Consider the following 15619-nt stretch of genomic DNA (forward strand, 5'->3'; position numbering starts at 1 on the left):
GCCACCTTAGCTAATTGATTCAGTCCAGTCCTGGTTGTTCGATGTGTCGATGCCCAGTGAAATTACGTTCGAACCCACCACCATTTCACCCGCGAGAATAGGTACGGGCTGGCCCTGCCCGACCCGGTTTTCAGCACTGGTGAACGAGTTGTTGGTCAGCGTGTTGCTTTCCGCTGCCTCCGCAGAGTTTTTGCTTTTCATGTTGCGGGACATGTAGACCGAGTACGCAACGGATGCGACCGTTACGGCGACAGCAATCCAGGCTGCGGCAGCCGCGGTAATCGCCCCCTCGACCACGGGAACAAACAGGACCACCGCACCATCGTCCAAATGCCGGTCCAGATGCCATTGCATAGCCGATGTTTCTACATTTTCACCTGCAACCCGAATGCGGAGTTTTGTTCGGAGAAATGCCTTCTTAAATTCCCGATCCTGAGCCAGCAGCAAACGTAATCCCTGCGCAGGGGTTTCTACGTTCAGTTCGACCTTGCGGTAAAATCGGCGTAAATGCCCTGCAAATTTAAAGATGAGCACTGTTGATGCCTCCAGATAGAGTGCGTCTGCCTGACGTACGCCAGGCGATAGGGTTCCCGGCGGCTAAGGTGTCCGGCGTGGTCGTGGTGAAGCACCATGTTGTTATCCAGCAGAATCATTGCGTGGCACGGGTCCGCTCCGGGGAATGGCTGGCGGAGTATGATGTCGCCGGGCAGGGCCTCGCTTGCGCGTACCTCGCTAAAGCCGTTGGCGGTCATGTTCTTCAGATAGAGGTTTTCGCCACGAAGCCACCAGCCGTTGGTGCGTTCGAAGTCCGGCAAGTCAATCCCGCAGAGGTGATAGGCGTCGCGGAAAAGCGTGTAGCAGTCCATTTCGCCGTGCACGAAACGACGCCCGAGCAGATGCGGTACCGGGCGAAACTTTCTCACCACGCCATTGCAGGCCAGCCACCACGGCAAGCCGGTTAAAACCTGAGAATGCCGATCGGCACCAGAGAGAACCGGTACAGTCAGGGGGTGAGAGTGGAAAACTGCCGTCACCTCTCCTTCATCCTCAGCAGCCAGCCAGTCGTCATCACTGATGCGAAAATGGAGGGCTGGTTCAGGATGTACATTCCGGCAACGGAATAGCCGATCGTCATCGATGATCAACCCGCACACCTCATCCTGCGACGAGGCCGCATACTCGAGTAACTCGTGCATCAGGAAACCTTTTGAGAGCCGGGGAAGCTGCTGATTGGCAGTACTGACGGGCGCGGGTAGCGCAGCCGGCAACCTGTTTTACGGTGTGAGCACTTATCCAGAGCCGGGTTGCTGGTCGGGTTATCACGCTCGTCCGCTACAGCCGGGCCGCTGTAATTGCACCCGGTACCGCGATATGCCCACTGGCAAACGTCAGCAAGGATGGTGCGCCCAGGGACAATGGCGTTGTCGCAGTCGACAGGCGTCGACAGGCTGTAGGTCACCTGCTCGAACGTTTCTTCGGTCACTTCCTCCACGACGTAGCGGCTGACGGCCTCCTGCGTCGGATCCGCATCAGGGTTGCCGTTGGGAAAATTAACAGCGTCGAGGTGCTTAACCGGAACCTGCCGACGGGTAATCACCACACCCAGCATGTCATCAAAGTCAGAGTTGATGCCGGTAATCAGCCCGGTTACGTTCGCCACTGCCATCGAGGGGCGGGCGTACGTCCCTTCGTTCTTGATTTCGAACCCTTCGACGGCAATCGGGTAAGCCTGGTAAATATTGCCCTTCCAGATAACGTTCCCGTAAAGCCCATTTGTTCCTGAGTGGAACCGGAGCAGGTCGCCGCCGTAGGGCTGCAAATCGGCTTCAAATAGGTCGATAAACGCGCCGACGCCAGCATCAACGCTTTCGATAATTAGCTCTGGTGGAATGTCGCGCATGGATTTCTCCAATAAAAAAGGCCGCACGCGGCGGCCCTATAGGTAAGCAGGAACTTAATAAAAAATTGTCTTTATGTCAGCGTGAAATTTATAAACACTCTTTTCCTTGATAAACCGATAAACTAAATCGCAACTTACCGGGCTTCTATTTTCATACTTACATGACAGTTCCGTCTGACTTTCGCCAATTAGAGAGCCATCCGACAGGCCAAGGTAATCCAGCGGTTTATTAATTGGGTCGTGGTAGGTTGTTTTAGTTTCGTCAACCAACTTACCAGCCATCAGAACTTTTATTATTGACTCCGAGCCATCCGGCTTGTAGGAAATATGATAATCCTTTCCTGGGATATCATCCTTTATTGTGACAATTGAGCCTTTTTCATCATATGAGAAAGCAACCAAATTGCGACTACCTTCTGTTTTTTTATTTAAAATCAAGCAGATTTTATCCAAATCGAATACTACTTTCTCATTATTTTCTGTCCCAACTATTTTATCCTTTTCTCGCTTAAGACTCACCACCCCGACTGGCTTACCGGTTACTTCCAAATTTTCCAGACAGCCTTTGTCATCAAACTTAATCAAAACATCCTGGAAGTTATTCCCCCCATTGTCCTTGATAACAAAATGTGTTTCTTTCACATGCCCTTTTATTGGTTCAAAAGTATACAGCATTGCAAAAAGTTTCATGTTGGATTCGGAGTATTTGTTATCTTCGAAACATCCTGCTAATAAGAATACAGATAATAAGATGGCTATTTTAAACTTCATTCAAGGGTTCCTTTCCCGTAACGCGTTATTTAATCTACAGATTACTACTGGCTTTTCCCAATGTCATCACTATCGTGGCACCTGTTCAAACGTAGCCGTCAGCTCATGAAGGCCACCTGTTTTGGTCAAATTCCATGACCGACAGACAAACAGAGCCTGCGTTCCCGTGCTCGAGGGTGTCCAGTAAAACGACTCGACAGCCATGCGTGCTATCAGAAATGCTTCGGCTTCACGCGCAGCGTTTGGCTTATTGCACTTGCTGTCATCCACTCCCTTGAACGTCAGGGAGTATTTCGGCATAAGGGGATTAATCCCCTTAGTCTGCCGCTGTTCGTAACCATCGCCGAGTTTAACGACGGCTACGTTAGGCGAGTTCTCAACGGCGTAGGCCTTCTGAGGAGACCAAGTGAATGTTTCTGGCATTAGCGTTTTGTCCTAGGCTGAATGAGCCCACCGGGGCGTGAAGACTGGTCGCTGATGTGGAAGAGTGCCACTCGTTTCATCATCCCTTCCATCTGCTTGATCGTGGCATCATCAATACCCCCAGTAGTGTTGATTTCAAAACTGACATGCTGAACAACGCTTGCCCCAACCCCACCTCCCTGCATATCCCGGTTACTGATAACGCTACCGTTATCGCCTGGAATCATGTACTGGCTGCCATTCGATGCCTTGAAGATTTCGGGCTTTCCGCCCTCGCCCACCCGGTACATCGAGTTAGCTGATACCGGGCCGCCGTGCTCGCGGGCTCCTGCGACTGCCATGCCCTTTGCAACCAGCATTGAACCGGCATAAGCAGCCTGACCAACCGCCGCCGCGCTGCCGTAAGTGGCAATGGAGGCGCTCATTGCTGCTGGCGCCCAGGCTGAAGCCGCCGCCGTTGCCTGCGCCATGGTAGAAGCGAGAGATGCAGCCGCTGCGGCCTGGCCCATTAGCTGAGCCTTAACCCACTCAATGCCCATCTGCACAAGGCTGGTGATTACGCTGTTCAGTATCGTTGTTCCGATATTGGCGAAGGCTTCCTGGAGGCTTTGTGTGCCATTAATTAGGCCCGTCAAAGCGCTCGACGCACCGCTCTGAAGCCCTTCAAGAGATGACGCGAGCAGTTCATTCGCCTGGCTCTGGTTACGGTAAATTTCCCACTGCGCGGCGATTCGTTGCTGCTCATATTCAGTATCCGCAGCTGCTCGAAGCGCCAGGGCGTTTTGGTGGGTCATTACTCCCTGCTGCTCAAACTGCTGGATGAGCGAAAGTTCCTGGGCGTGCTGATTGGCGAGGCGTTGCACCGGGTCAACTTCAGCAACAGCAGACTGAGCGGGAGAGACAACCTGTTGCGCCCGTATTTTCGCGAGGTTTACCTGGTGCTGTTGTTCCAGTTGCTCGCTGGTCTGGTTATATTGCTCCTGGCTGATTTTCTTCGCATCCAGAGCAGTTTTCAGATCAAGCATGTCCTGCTTATAGGAAGCGTTTTCCTTCGTTTCAGGTAGAAGCTTTTCAGCGGCGGCCTGAGCTCGAATCGCGTTGGCTGTATCCCATTTTTGTGCAGCATATTGCCCGGCCAGAGCGATTTGTTTTTGGCTTGCACCTTTACCGAGTGACTGCTGGGCGTTCAGAATGGCCTGCTCGCGGCTTAATGCGCTCGTGGAGTCCGCCGAGAGATCCGTCTGTTGCTTCAGGTTTGCCAATTTTTTAGTAATAGACTCAGCCTGACTTGCAGATCGTTTGCCTTGCGATTCGGCCTCTGATGCCGCTTTTTTCCTTGCCTCCTCTGATTTCTGAAGGTCAAAGTTTTCACCCGCCAGGCGCTTCGCCGCTGCGATCTGGTTTGGGTTGCTTGTTGCTTTTGCGGCCTCAATCCCCGCCTTCGTCACTGCCCGAAGTCGCTCGTCCTGTATTTTTAACAGGCTGTTTTGTTCTTCCAAGTTAAGGATGACTTTGTCACCGGCCTGAGTCGGCGGCGATATCTCCAGTGCGCGCGGATTGAAGTTCTGCCCCGCCTGATTGGCACGGTTAATCTCATTTGCGGTAGCGCCAAACGCTTTCGCAACAGCACCCTGAACCTGCTCAAGAACGGTGCCCTTTTCGATCAGCCGGTCATGAACCCCCATCGAAGTGAGCATGTTGTTTGTCAGAGTTCGACTTGCTTCGGCGGCAGTATCTTCGGTTCTGGCTAATTTATCCCTCGCGCTTTGCAGATCCCTTGTTTTTCTCGCCAGTTCATCGGATACCTCACTCTGTCGGTGAGCAAATTCCGTACCCTGCCCCATTGAATCCGCATATTGTTGAGCGGCAGGGGTGAATTTTTGATACCTCTCAGTCAGTTTATCAACGTCATTTTGAAGGTCTGAAATATTCTCTTTTTGCGCCCGAATTGATACGTTTGCATCAGCGATCGAGCCCCGCAATGACGTATTGCTCATCGTAGTCATTGATGAATTGAGCTTATCCAGCCCGTCAGCAAAGGCGATCGCCTCCTCTCTGGCCTGCTGGGATTTCTGCCAGAAGTAGAAAATTGCAGAAGCCGCAAGCATCGCGGCACCTGCTGGACCGCCAATCAGTGACAGCGCCCCACGTGCAAGACCAATGCTGACGGATGCCGCTCTTGCAGCAACTGCTGCGCGAGCTGACGCCGCTGCCTGAGCGTCTTCGGCCAGCTTGTTTTGAATTGCTGCAGCGGTTGCTCGGCTTTTTGCCGCCACCAGCGCATCCATGGCTAGCATCTCAGCAGCACTTCCTCTTGCGACATTATATTCAGCCTGAGCCAGCGCCAGTGCCGACATGGCAGCCTCTTTGTCCGCAACGGATTTGCGCATGGTTGCGTTGGCGGAAACCATCGCAGCCTGCGCTGACTGAAAGTCCGCTAAGATTTGCTGCCTTGACGCGGCGATGCTTTGTACTTTAGCCGCTGTACCCTGGGCAAGCGCCCCAACATAGCGGGCACCGATGATGCCAGCGAACACCAGCGCAGCAGTCGTGCCCGCATCGATAACGCCTGCCATTTTGTCTGCGTTCTGGCTGAATTTCAGCATCCCATCGGCAGATGCGATCAGGCCGTTAGTGAACTGCTGGATAACGCCGGTTTCATTTTCGAACGCCACCAGTAACTGCGTGATGGCAGTTTTAATACGCACACTGGCGTCGACGAGGTTGTTTGACATCCCTGCAGCAGCGGCGGAGTTTGCTTCCAGTGACTGGCGCAGGCCTTCCGTAAGTTGTTTCGCGGTCAGTTGCCCGGCAGCGCCCAGTGCACGCACCTCTGCACCCGTCATCTTGCTGGCGGCGGCAATATCACCAATGACTGAAGGAATTGCGGTTGTCAGCGTTTCCCACTGATCCGCCGCCACCTTGCCCGTGTTAATGGATTTTGAGAAAGCATCGATTGCCGCACCAGCCCGGTCAGCAGATGTGGCGTTTTTGACGAACGCGTAAGACATGGAGTCCTGCACATCAATAGTCTGGCTGGTTTTGTACTGCATGCTACGCAGACTATCAGCGGTACGGATGTAAAGCTCCTGCGCTTCCTGCAAGGAACGATAAGTTCCGTTAGCAGTCGTCAACAGGCGCTGTTGCACCATCTGAAACTCAGCCTGGCTGGACGTTGCCATCTGTACGCGCTCAGCCATTTCCTGGTACTTCTGAACCATCTCAGCCATTTCACGAAGCGCTGATGCGGCGATCACCCCTTTGATTGCCGACGTCAGTTTAGACAGGCCGGTATCGAGGGTGTCGGCAGCCTTAGTCGTCTTGTTAAAGCTGCGCTCCATGTTGTCCAAGGCTTTATCGGCTTCTTGCTGACCTTGTAGTAGCGGCGCTACGTCAGCGCTTATCTCATAGTAAATATCGCCAACGTTAGTTGTCATTCGTGATCTCCAGGCAATAAAAAACCCCGCCGGAGCGAGGTTTCTATCTTAATTTCGTTTAATTTTAATAGAGGGTTGAGACATAGGCGTTAACTGGCTTAGGTAACAAGTCTTGTGGATGATCGCCTCCGAATGATGCAAGCTTACTCTTGCCACTGATGATCGTTGAAGCAACGCGAGTATTAGATTCTGCGTTATAAACTGTTATTTTAATCTCTATGCTGTCAGGTATACCTGACCATTCAGTGGCTCGATCTTCCCAGTGCAATATCTGCGGGACGACATAATACCCGCGACCAAGTTCATGTCTATTCTTTAAACATTCAAGGCCTGCACAATCTTCATATACAGTGACGTTATCAGTATGACGCAAAAATGCCGCTCTTAACGCTGTTGCAGTGGCAAACCCTGAACCGGAATAAGTTCGCGTTTCATACGTTCCATCAACAGGCTTTGATATCGCTATTGGAACATCTTTAATCAACAATTCCGAACTTTTCTGGATGTTATTTGTGTTGTAATTTGCCGAACAACCCACAAGTGAAATCGCCGCCATAAGCATCAAGAATCTCTTCACATCCCTATCCCCGTCGGTAAAAGTGATCACATCCTACCCAGGAATAGCACAAGCGCAACGGCTACGCTGATTTGACGATATCAGAGGGCAAAGCATAGGTGAGCTTAATCGTAAACATGAATGGTAATGAAACGTGTTACTTGAGCTGATATGGTAGGATCAGGCTGGTTTTGTATAGACCACGTTTATAGTCGTTACATCTACAATCAGAAAAGCTGAATTCGTGCAAAGGTTTCTGGCGTCGTAGGGTCTTGACCAGTAACAAAGCCAATTTTCCAGATCTTCAAGCGTGTAGTCTTTACAAGCTAAACCTTCCGCCATGGTGACTACATCATCTCCGGGCGAAGTTAACTCATAGCCGTTTAACAGCAGGAATATATATCCTGCCATCATGGCCGTACGCTTATTGGCATTGGCAAAAGGATGGTTTTGGATGAGACTCTCTATGAGAGCAGCGGACAACTTAAACATGTCATCCGTCTGCTCATAGTATTTGACCATACTGGGGCGAGATTGAGATGAACCAAGATTATTGAGGTTTAGTACCTCAATCGGTTCATTTGGCGTCTGCGTCTCAATGAGGTTTCTGTTAATGAAAACTAAGTCATCAACAGAGAGATAGTTAATTCCTTCAACGCTCTCAGCCATAGTCAGTTAGTTAAACCTTTGAAAGGTCTTCCATTGCTTTTTCATACCGAGCAAAACCAAAATCAAATGCGTTTTTGACTTGATTAGCATGAGAACAATCTGCACTAACCGCAGCTCGTGGTGACGCAATCGCGTTTTTGTCACGAGGCGGAATGTACAAACGTTCTGCCTTTTTCAGTGCGTGACTCATAATCGACCCCTTGAAAATTAGCACTAAAAAGTAGTGCGTGAACAAACCAAGACTCACAATCCATTGAGCCTTAGCGCAACAACCGTGGTTTTATTTAGTTCATTAAATACCATCGCACTTTTTTGAGCAATAAGATTACTGTCAAGTTGCCGACACGTTCGACGAAGATCTGAGCCCCCAGTTTGAATTTTTACCGACGTTTTCGACGAAGTTACCTCAAAGGTAATATCAACTTGACATCATATTCGCGTTAAGTGGTTTTACGTTCCATTGTGTGCCAATGCGTTCCAATGCGTTCCAATAGCACTTTTTGCTAAAAAATGGACCGATCTGAGCGTTCTTTCGCCATTCGCCGCGCCTTCTTCGCCAGATAATCATCAGCCACCGCGTCGTACTCTTCTTTAGTGAAGCCTTTCTGGTCAGGATATTTTGCCGCTATCAGCAATTGAAACTCGGTCATCGTTAGCTGCTCGGCTTCCGACCTACTCATCCCAAAATGATTTCGCGCAGCGCTTATGTACTCGAACGCGTTGAATTCACTGGTGACTTCATTACTTTCGTGCCGTTGCAACTTACGCACCTTCGCTTTCCCGATGATGCCGTGGGCGATGAGGTGCCGCGCCATCAGGATCATGTCACCGGCGGGCATTGCACCTTTTCGGTACACGAATGCCCACCGCCCGGAGCGACCGGGGATTATCTCGCCGACCAGCCTGGACGCGTCGCGGTTGCAACAGGCCGTCAGAACGGACATCGCGGCCAGGAGCGCCTTTTTACCGACTTGCTGGCGCGTGATGTAAGCAGTCAGCCAGGCGGGGATAAATCCGTAAGCGGCATAGCCTCGCTCCAGCAGCGGCGTTATTTCGTCGCTATGAAGGTCGTAGAACGCCTGCACTATATCCCGCGGTTCGCTAATGCGCGTCATCGCTGCGAAGGACGGCGAAAAGAAGTAATCCTCTTCTTCGGCGGTAATGAGGCACTCGCCGATCTCTTTGTAAGGTGTCATGGGTTATCTCAGGCAATAAAAAAACCCCGCCAAAGCGAGGTTTTTTTGGAATAAAGACTCTTAGGATAGTGGTGCTTGACCAGCGCCTGCTGCTAGGGTGACTGACGCCCCTAGAGTTACTACTTGTGCTGTTTCTAACGCGGTTACTACCATTGTTTGGATTTCGTTTGGTTTTTTCATGTCTTCGTTTCCTTTTGTTGGGTTGGTGGATGTGGATGTGATTTTGTTTTTGAAGTAACCGCATACAGAGCCGATTACGAAACACACACCCGCCGCAGCAAGCCAGAGAGTTGAACTCTGTACACCACCTAGCCTAAGAAACCTTATTCCGAAGTCATGCTAACAGAATCTTACAGATTAATCAATTGACATGCGCCAGACAACATGATCGCGGGCATTCAAACATGCCCGCGGTGATAATTACGCAGTGATTGTGATAGCGCTAGACCCGTTTTTTGCACCGTCATTGGTAATGAATGTGATAGTTGCTGTACCGGTTGCTAGGCGCGTTACAAGACCGCTGGAATTGACCGTTGCTTTCGTCTGATCGGAGGATGTCCATGTGCCAGTCTTGTCACTCGCATCAGTTGGCAAAACGCTAGCTGTGAGCTGGACAGTAGTACCAACAGCTCCCGTACTCGTCGAGGGTGTAACACTGATGCTTGCCACTGGTACATAAGCATCAGTGTCGATTACCTGGATGGTATCGGCTGCCGCCACCTTAAATTCGGTGGAGAACGTAATGATGTCGTTGGTACCACCGTCGGAGCTGAGCGCGTTAATCAGCATATAGCCGATGAAGGTAATGGGCCCGAACTCCATCCTCAACCACAGGGTCGGCTGGCGCGCTGCTTGGATCTCACCGTTGAAATACTTAATCAGACGGCCGACACCGTACTGGTCGAGTTTGTCGTTCCGGCGAACCTCACCTTCAAAGGAGATGGTGAAATCGGCATTCGTGACGATGTTTTCGACATAGCCTTTGGTGTCATCGGCGTCCGACGTAACGCTGTTCGGCGAGAAATCGAAACCCTTGCTAATACCGGCGGCCAATGCTTTCCACTCAGATTCCAGGGGGAGTGTGTCGGCGCAGCCATCAGCAACTTCCACAACGATCGCACGGCCAAACAATTTCGAATTGTCGGTTTGGCAATTAGCCATAGTCTTACCTCTTTAAATATATAAAAGGCCGCCATATGGCAGCCTGGTGATGTGGCTTACTCCCCGTAGAGGCAAGCAAATTGAAGGCGGAAGACGATCCGCCCATCTTCGGTCAGCACTGGCGGTGGGATGCCGCCCATGTTTTCGATTTGCCCTACGCAGCTGTCGCCGATTGGGTTGTCCTGCACGTAATCGATAATTCTCTGTACCGCTTCAGCGGTGTCGGTGCGCTTGTCCTTTGGCCCTATAACGTCGACCAACACGTAATGATCTGCGCCGAGGCCTTTGCGAATGGGTGTGCCGCCATTGGGCCGGAAAACGATAAACGCATCTGTCGCCTTCTTCGTGTCCTCAAAGAAGATCAACTGGATAATGCGCCCGTCGGTAAGACCTGCTCTTACAAAGAGGTTCCTGACTCGCTCGTACATTGATGGCGTCATACCGATAGCTCCTTGTGCACGACGGCATCAATCTGAGCACGCATATCGTCGAAACCCTTGCGTAAAAACTCTTTCTCAGCCGTAGAGCGCCGGAATTTCTGTTTCACATTAGGGTCATGAACTGACAGCGCATAATTAGCTGAATAGCCAACGCGGCCGGTAACCAGGACGCCTTTAATCATGATTTCCCGGAACTGGCTATTTATCAGCGTCGATGTGTCGATTGGCGTGTACAGGGCAGCCTGAGAACTACCGATAATCAGCGCTGACTGAATGGCTCTGGCAACTTTGCGCCCGGTAATGTCCTCAATCAGGCGATTCAGTTTTACCTTCGCCTGAGATATACCGCGAACTTTACCGCCCATTTAAACCCCCGTTATCAGCGCATAGTCATCCGCGGTTCGCTCGAACGTGTCGGCGTATCTGATGACCTGCAAAATCTGGTCAGCACCAGCAATAAGAGGATCTGCTTCTGTCGATTCACCGATGAAAATAAAATCACCGGTTTCTGTCGCAGCATACTCAGTCCAGAAGGTGTTCTTCACCACCACTTCATTTCCGAGGTTGCCCAGCGATGCCGACACCCCAGCAATTTTTCGCGATAATCCCCCCTGATAATCGCAGTCGATGACCACTGGCGAGGTATAACCCAGTGGATCGCCGGATTCACTTTTGCCCAGGCTGCGCCAGATGGTGGCCTTCGCCGTATAGGACCAGCTTGCTAACGAACTCATAGCGCGTAATCCTCATGCTGCCACTTATCTTCATCAGCCGGTTGGGGCTTCTGCTCCTCTTTCGGCTCAGACATTAACAACCTCCCACAACATCGAAGAATCCGACGGACGCACCAGAAAGCGGCAGTTCGCCCAGGCAACCGTTCTTGTCCCACAACAGAATTTGCGAATACAGGTGATCTGTACCGGCACTGTCATAAGCAAACGAACGAGACGCGCCAGATGGAGCAGACTGCGACGAAATCTTTCTGGCGCCGGACAGGGCCGCCAGTCGTGCAGCGGCATAGATGAGAAGCAGCTTTTGAAGGCCTTCAGTGTACCCGGCACCGTCCATGCACGGTGCAGTAGCGCTGACCTGGTCGATTAGCAGTTGGAGGATAGAGTCAGGGACGGTGAAGCCCAATTCACCCATCAGAGGCTTAACGTCATCCAGCGTGATTTGGGCTGCCATGGTTATTTCGCCTTCTTCTGAACGTCGGCCAACGCGGCGACAGCTTCGTCAGCGCGCTTGGTTTCAGCGGCCAGTGCATCAGCATGCGCCACGTCTTTCTCGGCTGCTGCCTGCTGCAACTGCTGAATCTGCAACAGCGCGTCATCCAGTTGTGCCTGAAGCGCGCTGGTTTCAGCGGCCAGTGCATCAGACGGAGTCGATACTTCGAACTGAAGTTTTACGCCCTTCTCTTTCGTCTCCTCAGCGTTTCCAGCGGCGATCCATTTCTCAGCGATCGCATCGTCAACGTCATAGGTTTTACCAACCTCCAGTTTCTGGAAGTTGGCACCGGCAAAGAGGTTTGCAGCCAGAATCTTTACGAGTGCCATGTTTTATCCTTAGCTAGAAGCGTAAACGACAGAGAAATGACCGCTGATGTCCTGCTTAACCATCAGACCCGCAGCACCCCAGGTGCGCCAGATATAATCGCTGTTGTAGAACTGGCGTGGGTCGGCAACGGTGCCGAACGCCTGCCCTACAATGGGAGCAATAACACCTGCCCCCAGCGGCACAATCATGATCTGGTTCCCGGTCAGCTTGGCATCTTCTTTGATGTCTTTAATACCGGAGAGCTTCTTAATCTCTTCCAGAACAGTACGCAGGGAATTCACATCAAAATACTGCTCCCAGTTCGACATGATTTCGCTGGAGACGTACCAGGTCTGCTCACCGTACTGATAGTTCTGCAACTTCAGCACATCGCGCAGAAGGATTGCCTGCGCACGCAGGGCTTTCGGGTCGGTGCTGGTCGCGAAGTTGAAGGTCAGCGTGATTTGAGCAACACGCTCATCAGCGCGCAGACCTTTCCAGGTTTTATCGTCGAACTTGATGAAGTTGCCTGCTTTGTCGCGGAAACCGCTCCAGATGTAGTCCACGTACTGACGGCGAACATCATCAACAGAGCCGGACTGAGCGTCTGCCAGCGAGGCCAGTGCAGAGCCTTTATTGAAAACCGGATCACGCCAGTTGAACTTAAAGCCACTGTCGTGGATTGGCACCATCGTACCGTCGAAGGTGTAGCTTTTCGCATCCAGAGCCGCGCCAATCTGGCCTGACATGGAGGTGTGAGCCCAGCCACGACCGCCGGTACGTGCGTATTCATACACGGATTCTTCCAGGCGAACAGAGCGTGACAACGGCATCAGGTCGTTCAGCAGCGTAAATTCCGTTGTCGGCTGGAACTCAGCCAGCACGGTCTGATCATACGCACGGTACAGTCGACGGATATCATCGACCGCGTTCACTGCATCCAGCGTCGGGGCATTGGCGGCTTCACCACGCACGCGGGTGCGCGCAATGAAATCCGCTACAGCCTGAGCGCTGGCATTACGGGCAAACTGCAACTCCTGAAACTGAGCGGTGTTCGCCTCAAGGTTTCGGGTCGCCGTTGCTTGTTGGGTAGAAAATGCAAACATTCGTTGATCCTTACTTAATGACAACGCGCAGGAGATCGCCTGCGGTAGCAATGGTGTATGCGCGGTCCTCTTCGACATAAGCGCGGACAGATTCACCAGCGGCGGCGACTTTTACGCGGCCATTAACAACAGACAATGGCTGGCCCTTCGTATAGGTACCGGCTACCGCTGGCACGTTGAAGAAGACGCCCGGTGTCGGATGCATCGCAACAACCCAGTCGCCAGCGGCGATGGAGTCATCCACGGTCTTGCAGCGCAGATAGTCGTAGTTCGCCACATACAGAATGGCGTCCTCATCCCCTGCAACTGAGGCGGTAAATTTCCCCGCTGCATTATCGAAAAAGCCGATAGTGCCGGGCTTAGTCTCAGCCGCCGCGGCACCTTCACGATGTAGCTGCGGGTTTGCAAAGATGCCGCCCGCATGAATTACGTGCTTTCCGTCTTTAGCCATTTCTTACTCCGGCATTTCGCTGAATGATTCGTTGCTGTTCACCTGGCGGAATGCACCGTTCAGGCCCGTGGATTTCTGGCACTGCGCGTAGAAGCCTTCCAGCGCAGCGCCGTCGAGAGCGTTAACCGCCAGGTCATCGAGGCCGAACTTCGCTTTTACAGCAGCGCGCATTTCACCTTTCGCTTTGTCAGCGTTGGCGTTGAACTGGCTGTTGAGCGCGGTGACCTGCTCAGTGAGGGCTTTCGCCCAGGCGGGCATCTCTTCGCTGTTGGTGGCCTGCTCTTTAGCCTTCTTGTCGTCCGCTTCTTTCTTTTCGCGGGCGGCTTTTTCTTCCGGCGTTTCTTCCTTCGTTTCGGCGTTTTCCGCCAGCATCTGGTTGTACGCGTCCATCAACTCGGCATCGGTTTTACCGTCAACCGGTTTTCCTTTCGCTTTCAGCGCATTAACGATGAGCTCTTTCATCGGGTCTGTTTCCTTCTGGGTTGAGTCGCTGTTGGCGCTGAAAAACGCCTTTAGCTGGTTGAAAAATGATTTGAATGAGGGGTCTTGCGGTTCTGGAGACTCTGAATCAGCAAGGTTCACGACTTCGATTTCAAGCTCTTCACCTTCGGCATTAACGAATATGCCGACACCTTCCGTTGGGGTACCGGCGCCCGGTTCGTCGAGCAGCACCGCCACGTGGTCAAACATCATGTTGGTGGCGATTTCGTTGTACTTTTTGCCCTTCGACTCACCGTTGGCGGCGATGCCGGAATACAGCAGGCCGGTGGAAATGTGGATCGGGTCAGTGTTGGTACCGGCTGCCATCTCATCCAGTCGGTTAACGAGGCGCTTACCTTTCTCGCTCGACTCGGCATACTGGCGGTCAACGTACATATCGCCGCTGACTTTGCCGTCTGAGTGGGTGACGTTCTGGAACCAGGACCCGACGTGGTAGTTGTTGACCGCCCGGACGTCACGCGCCGATACATGTTTGCCGTCCACCTTCGGGTGGCCCAGCGGCATCGGGTTGCGCTCAAGCGTGTTGTAGGACTTCTCGATTTCTGCTGCCGGGTACAACCGCCGGTTCATCACAATATCGTCCACGACAGGCGTGATGCCTCGAACCACGATATGTGGTTTGCCGTCGATAATTTCAGTGGTGATGTTTGACGCGGAGTTGACGACGGTCAGCACGTTAACGCGATTGCGTTTCATGCTGGTCCTCATTGGTGGATTTCAGACAATAAAAAAGGCCGCCGGAGCGACCTTGGAAGAATTTAAATCCTAATTAAGTCATTGGAAAAACTAATCAATCACATCAATAGTGAATTGGTATTCGGACATCATGTCATCATAGAAATCCTCATACCAATGATAGTGCTCACTATGCTCTTCTTCTTTTAGCCATCTATTTAATAGTGCACGCAGTTCATTAATAAGCCTATCCCTCCAATAGCTTGATGGGACATAGATTCGAGTAAATGCAAACTTCACACTTCCTATGGTAGATGCATCTACTATCTCGTTTGGGCCAGTAAGATGAAGTTCGCTACGGTTAACCCTGACCTCTCGCTCCCATGAAAAATCCGTTCCATATGGAGCTTGTGGTGTCCTAATAAGGGGTTCATGCCTCATCCATTTCCATAAATCCTCGGGGGGCAGTCTCCTCGCACTTTGTTCGGAGCAATAAATGACATGCTCACCGCCAATTCTGTATATGTCTTTTTTATAAAACTCGAACCCAAACGGTTGATATTTTGATTTATCATCAGACATGAACCAGACAGGGGTTTCAGTAAAACAAATGCAGCTGTGTCCATGCTTGTGGCCCAAAGATTTACCAGACCTCAAGACCAGGTCGTCTAATATCAATATTAAGGTGTTAAATGCATCTTCGTATTTTTCATTCAAAATGGTTTGGGAGCTTCTACTGGACTTGATCCAGTGATAAACAAATGCTGAGCTATCTCCGCGCTTAGCCATACAACCTCCTG

General features: G+C 51.6%; 20 protein-coding genes. All 20 read right to left on the reverse strand.

Translation table 11 applies throughout. The features are described 5' to 3' along the window. Positions 1–6 precede the first annotated feature (6 nt). Positions 7–534, reverse strand: a complete 528-nt coding sequence (locus AC5JPW_RS04280) for a tail assembly protein (protein WP_494238421.1) — start codon at positions 532–534, stop codon at positions 7–9. Then, a complete protein-coding gene (locus AC5JPW_RS04285) occupies positions 477–1196 on the reverse strand; it encodes a C40 family peptidase (protein WP_494238422.1) in 720 nt (239 codons plus the stop codon). The genes AC5JPW_RS04280 and AC5JPW_RS04285 overlap by 58 nt, the downstream gene beginning before the upstream one ends. After that, positions 1196–1900: a phage minor tail protein L gene (locus tag AC5JPW_RS04290; protein ID WP_494238423.1), complete on the reverse strand. Its 705-nt coding sequence runs from the start codon at positions 1898–1900 to the stop codon at positions 1196–1198. The genes AC5JPW_RS04285 and AC5JPW_RS04290 overlap by 1 nt, the downstream gene beginning before the upstream one ends. A gap of 54 nt (positions 1901–1954) precedes the next feature. After that, positions 1955–2671 carry a YnfC family lipoprotein gene (locus tag AC5JPW_RS04295; RefSeq protein WP_494238424.1) on the reverse strand — a complete coding sequence of 239 codons (717 nt, stop codon included), beginning with the start codon at positions 2669–2671 and terminating at the stop codon, positions 1955–1957. 69 nt (positions 2672–2740) lie between these two features. Next, positions 2741–3094 carry a phage tail protein gene (locus tag AC5JPW_RS04300; protein ID WP_494238425.1) on the reverse strand — a complete coding sequence of 118 codons (354 nt, stop codon included), beginning with the start codon at positions 3092–3094 and terminating at the stop codon, positions 2741–2743. Next, complete coding sequence (locus AC5JPW_RS04305) at positions 3094–6531, reverse strand: tape measure protein (protein ID WP_494238426.1); 3438 nt, start codon at positions 6529–6531, stop codon at positions 3094–3096. The genes AC5JPW_RS04300 and AC5JPW_RS04305 overlap by 1 nt, the downstream gene beginning before the upstream one ends. A 64-nt stretch (positions 6532–6595) precedes the next feature. Then, entirely contained in the window at positions 6596–7138 is a 543-nt protein-coding gene (locus AC5JPW_RS04310) for a DUF4823 domain-containing protein (protein ID WP_494238427.1), read from the reverse strand. Between the two features lie 129 nt (positions 7139–7267). Next, complete coding sequence (locus AC5JPW_RS04315) at positions 7268–7756, reverse strand: type II toxin-antitoxin system death-on-curing family toxin (protein WP_494238428.1); 489 nt, start codon at positions 7754–7756, stop codon at positions 7268–7270. Between the two features lie 10 nt (positions 7757–7766). Beyond that, positions 7767–7946 (reverse strand): hypothetical protein, encoded by a 180-nt coding sequence (locus tag AC5JPW_RS04320; RefSeq protein WP_494238429.1) that lies wholly within the window; start codon positions 7944–7946, stop codon positions 7767–7769. 313 nt (positions 7947–8259) lie between these two features. Further along, entirely contained in the window at positions 8260–8952 is a 693-nt protein-coding gene (locus tag AC5JPW_RS04325; RefSeq protein ID WP_494238430.1) for a DUF6246 family protein, read from the reverse strand. A gap of 420 nt (positions 8953–9372) precedes the next feature. After that, positions 9373–10113: an Ig-like domain-containing protein gene (locus tag AC5JPW_RS04330; RefSeq protein WP_494238431.1), complete on the reverse strand. Its 741-nt coding sequence runs from the start codon at positions 10111–10113 to the stop codon at positions 9373–9375. Between the two features lie 56 nt (positions 10114–10169). Continuing rightward, a complete protein-coding gene (locus tag AC5JPW_RS04335; RefSeq protein WP_494238432.1) occupies positions 10170–10553 on the reverse strand; it encodes a phage tail termination protein in 384 nt (127 codons plus the stop codon). Continuing rightward, positions 10550–10918 (reverse strand): HK97 gp10 family phage protein, encoded by a 369-nt coding sequence (locus tag AC5JPW_RS04340; RefSeq protein WP_494238433.1) that lies wholly within the window; start codon positions 10916–10918, stop codon positions 10550–10552. Before AC5JPW_RS04340 ends, AC5JPW_RS04335 begins: the two co-directional genes overlap by 4 nt. Beyond that, positions 10919–11287 carry a hypothetical protein gene (locus AC5JPW_RS04345; RefSeq protein WP_494238434.1) on the reverse strand — a complete coding sequence of 123 codons (369 nt, stop codon included), beginning with the start codon at positions 11285–11287 and terminating at the stop codon, positions 10919–10921. A gap of 73 nt (positions 11288–11360) precedes the next feature. After that, a complete protein-coding gene (locus tag AC5JPW_RS04350; RefSeq protein WP_494238435.1) occupies positions 11361–11738 on the reverse strand; it encodes a DUF7370 family protein in 378 nt (125 codons plus the stop codon). A gap of 2 nt (positions 11739–11740) precedes the next feature. Beyond that, on the reverse strand, positions 11741–12106 hold the full coding sequence (locus AC5JPW_RS04355) for a hypothetical protein (RefSeq protein WP_494238436.1): 366 nt from the start codon (positions 12104–12106) through the stop codon (positions 11741–11743). A gap of 9 nt (positions 12107–12115) precedes the next feature. After that, on the reverse strand, positions 12116–13192 hold the full coding sequence (locus AC5JPW_RS04360) for a major capsid protein (protein ID WP_494238437.1): 1077 nt from the start codon (positions 13190–13192) through the stop codon (positions 12116–12118). A gap of 10 nt (positions 13193–13202) precedes the next feature. Beyond that, on the reverse strand, positions 13203–13643 hold the full coding sequence (locus tag AC5JPW_RS04365; RefSeq protein WP_494238438.1) for a hypothetical protein: 441 nt from the start codon (positions 13641–13643) through the stop codon (positions 13203–13205). A 3-nt stretch (positions 13644–13646) separates the two neighbouring features. Beyond that, positions 13647–14840: a DUF2213 domain-containing protein gene (locus tag AC5JPW_RS04370; protein ID WP_494238439.1), complete on the reverse strand. Its 1194-nt coding sequence runs from the start codon at positions 14838–14840 to the stop codon at positions 13647–13649. Positions 14841–14930: 90 nt separating this feature from the next. Continuing rightward, the gene (locus AC5JPW_RS04375; protein ID WP_494238440.1) at positions 14931–15608 is read right to left on the reverse strand and encodes a hypothetical protein; all 678 of its coding nucleotides are present in this window, start codon (positions 15606–15608) and stop codon (positions 14931–14933) included. Between the last annotated feature and the right edge of the window lie 11 nt (positions 15609–15619).

The organism is Phytobacter sp. (genome assembly GCF_059074235.1).

Excerpts from the sequence above, each read along its gene's own strand:
- AC5JPW_RS04315 (WP_494238428.1), bottom strand. The coding sequence starts at position 7,756 with ATGGCTGAGAGCGTTGAAGGAATTAACTATCTCTCTGTTGATGACTTA.
- AC5JPW_RS04320 (WP_494238429.1), bottom strand. The coding sequence starts at position 7,946 with ATGAGTCACGCACTGAAAAAGGCAGAACGTTTGTACATTCCGCCTCGT.
- AC5JPW_RS04325 (WP_494238430.1), bottom strand. The coding sequence starts at position 8,952 with ATGACACCTTACAAAGAGATCGGCGAGTGCCTCATTACCGCCGAAGAA.
- AC5JPW_RS04375 (WP_494238440.1), bottom strand. The coding sequence starts at position 15,608 with ATGGCTAAGCGCGGAGATAGCTCAGCATTTGTTTATCACTGGATCAAG.
- AC5JPW_RS04360 (WP_494238437.1), bottom strand. The coding sequence starts at position 13,192 with ATGTTTGCATTTTCTACCCAACAAGCAACGGCGACCCGAAACCTTGAG.
- AC5JPW_RS04365 (WP_494238438.1), bottom strand. The coding sequence starts at position 13,643 with ATGGCTAAAGACGGAAAGCACGTAATTCATGCGGGCGGCATCTTTGCA.
- AC5JPW_RS04295 (WP_494238424.1), bottom strand. The coding sequence starts at position 2,671 with ATGAAGTTTAAAATAGCCATCTTATTATCTGTATTCTTATTAGCAGGA.
- AC5JPW_RS04290 (WP_494238423.1), bottom strand. The coding sequence starts at position 1,900 with ATGCGCGACATTCCACCAGAGCTAATTATCGAAAGCGTTGATGCTGGC.
- AC5JPW_RS04340 (WP_494238433.1), bottom strand. The coding sequence starts at position 10,918 with ATGGGCGGTAAAGTTCGCGGTATATCTCAGGCGAAGGTAAAACTGAAT.
- AC5JPW_RS04370 (WP_494238439.1), bottom strand. The coding sequence starts at position 14,840 with ATGAAACGCAATCGCGTTAACGTGCTGACCGTCGTCAACTCCGCGTCA.
- AC5JPW_RS04355 (WP_494238436.1), bottom strand. The coding sequence starts at position 12,106 with ATGGCACTCGTAAAGATTCTGGCTGCAAACCTCTTTGCCGGTGCCAAC.
- AC5JPW_RS04300 (WP_494238425.1), bottom strand. The coding sequence starts at position 3,094 with ATGCCAGAAACATTCACTTGGTCTCCTCAGAAGGCCTACGCCGTTGAG.
- AC5JPW_RS04345 (WP_494238434.1), bottom strand. The coding sequence starts at position 11,287 with ATGAGTTCGTTAGCAAGCTGGTCCTATACGGCGAAGGCCACCATCTGG.
- AC5JPW_RS04285 (WP_494238422.1), bottom strand. The coding sequence starts at position 1,196 with ATGCACGAGTTACTCGAGTATGCGGCCTCGTCGCAGGATGAGGTGTGC.
- AC5JPW_RS04350 (WP_494238435.1), bottom strand. The coding sequence starts at position 11,738 with ATGGCAGCCCAAATCACGCTGGATGACGTTAAGCCTCTGATGGGTGAA.
- AC5JPW_RS04335 (WP_494238432.1), bottom strand. The coding sequence starts at position 10,553 with ATGACGCCATCAATGTACGAGCGAGTCAGGAACCTCTTTGTAAGAGCA.
- AC5JPW_RS04305 (WP_494238426.1), bottom strand. The coding sequence starts at position 6,531 with ATGACAACTAACGTTGGCGATATTTACTATGAGATAAGCGCTGACGTA.
- AC5JPW_RS04330 (WP_494238431.1), bottom strand. The coding sequence starts at position 10,113 with ATGGCTAATTGCCAAACCGACAATTCGAAATTGTTTGGCCGTGCGATC.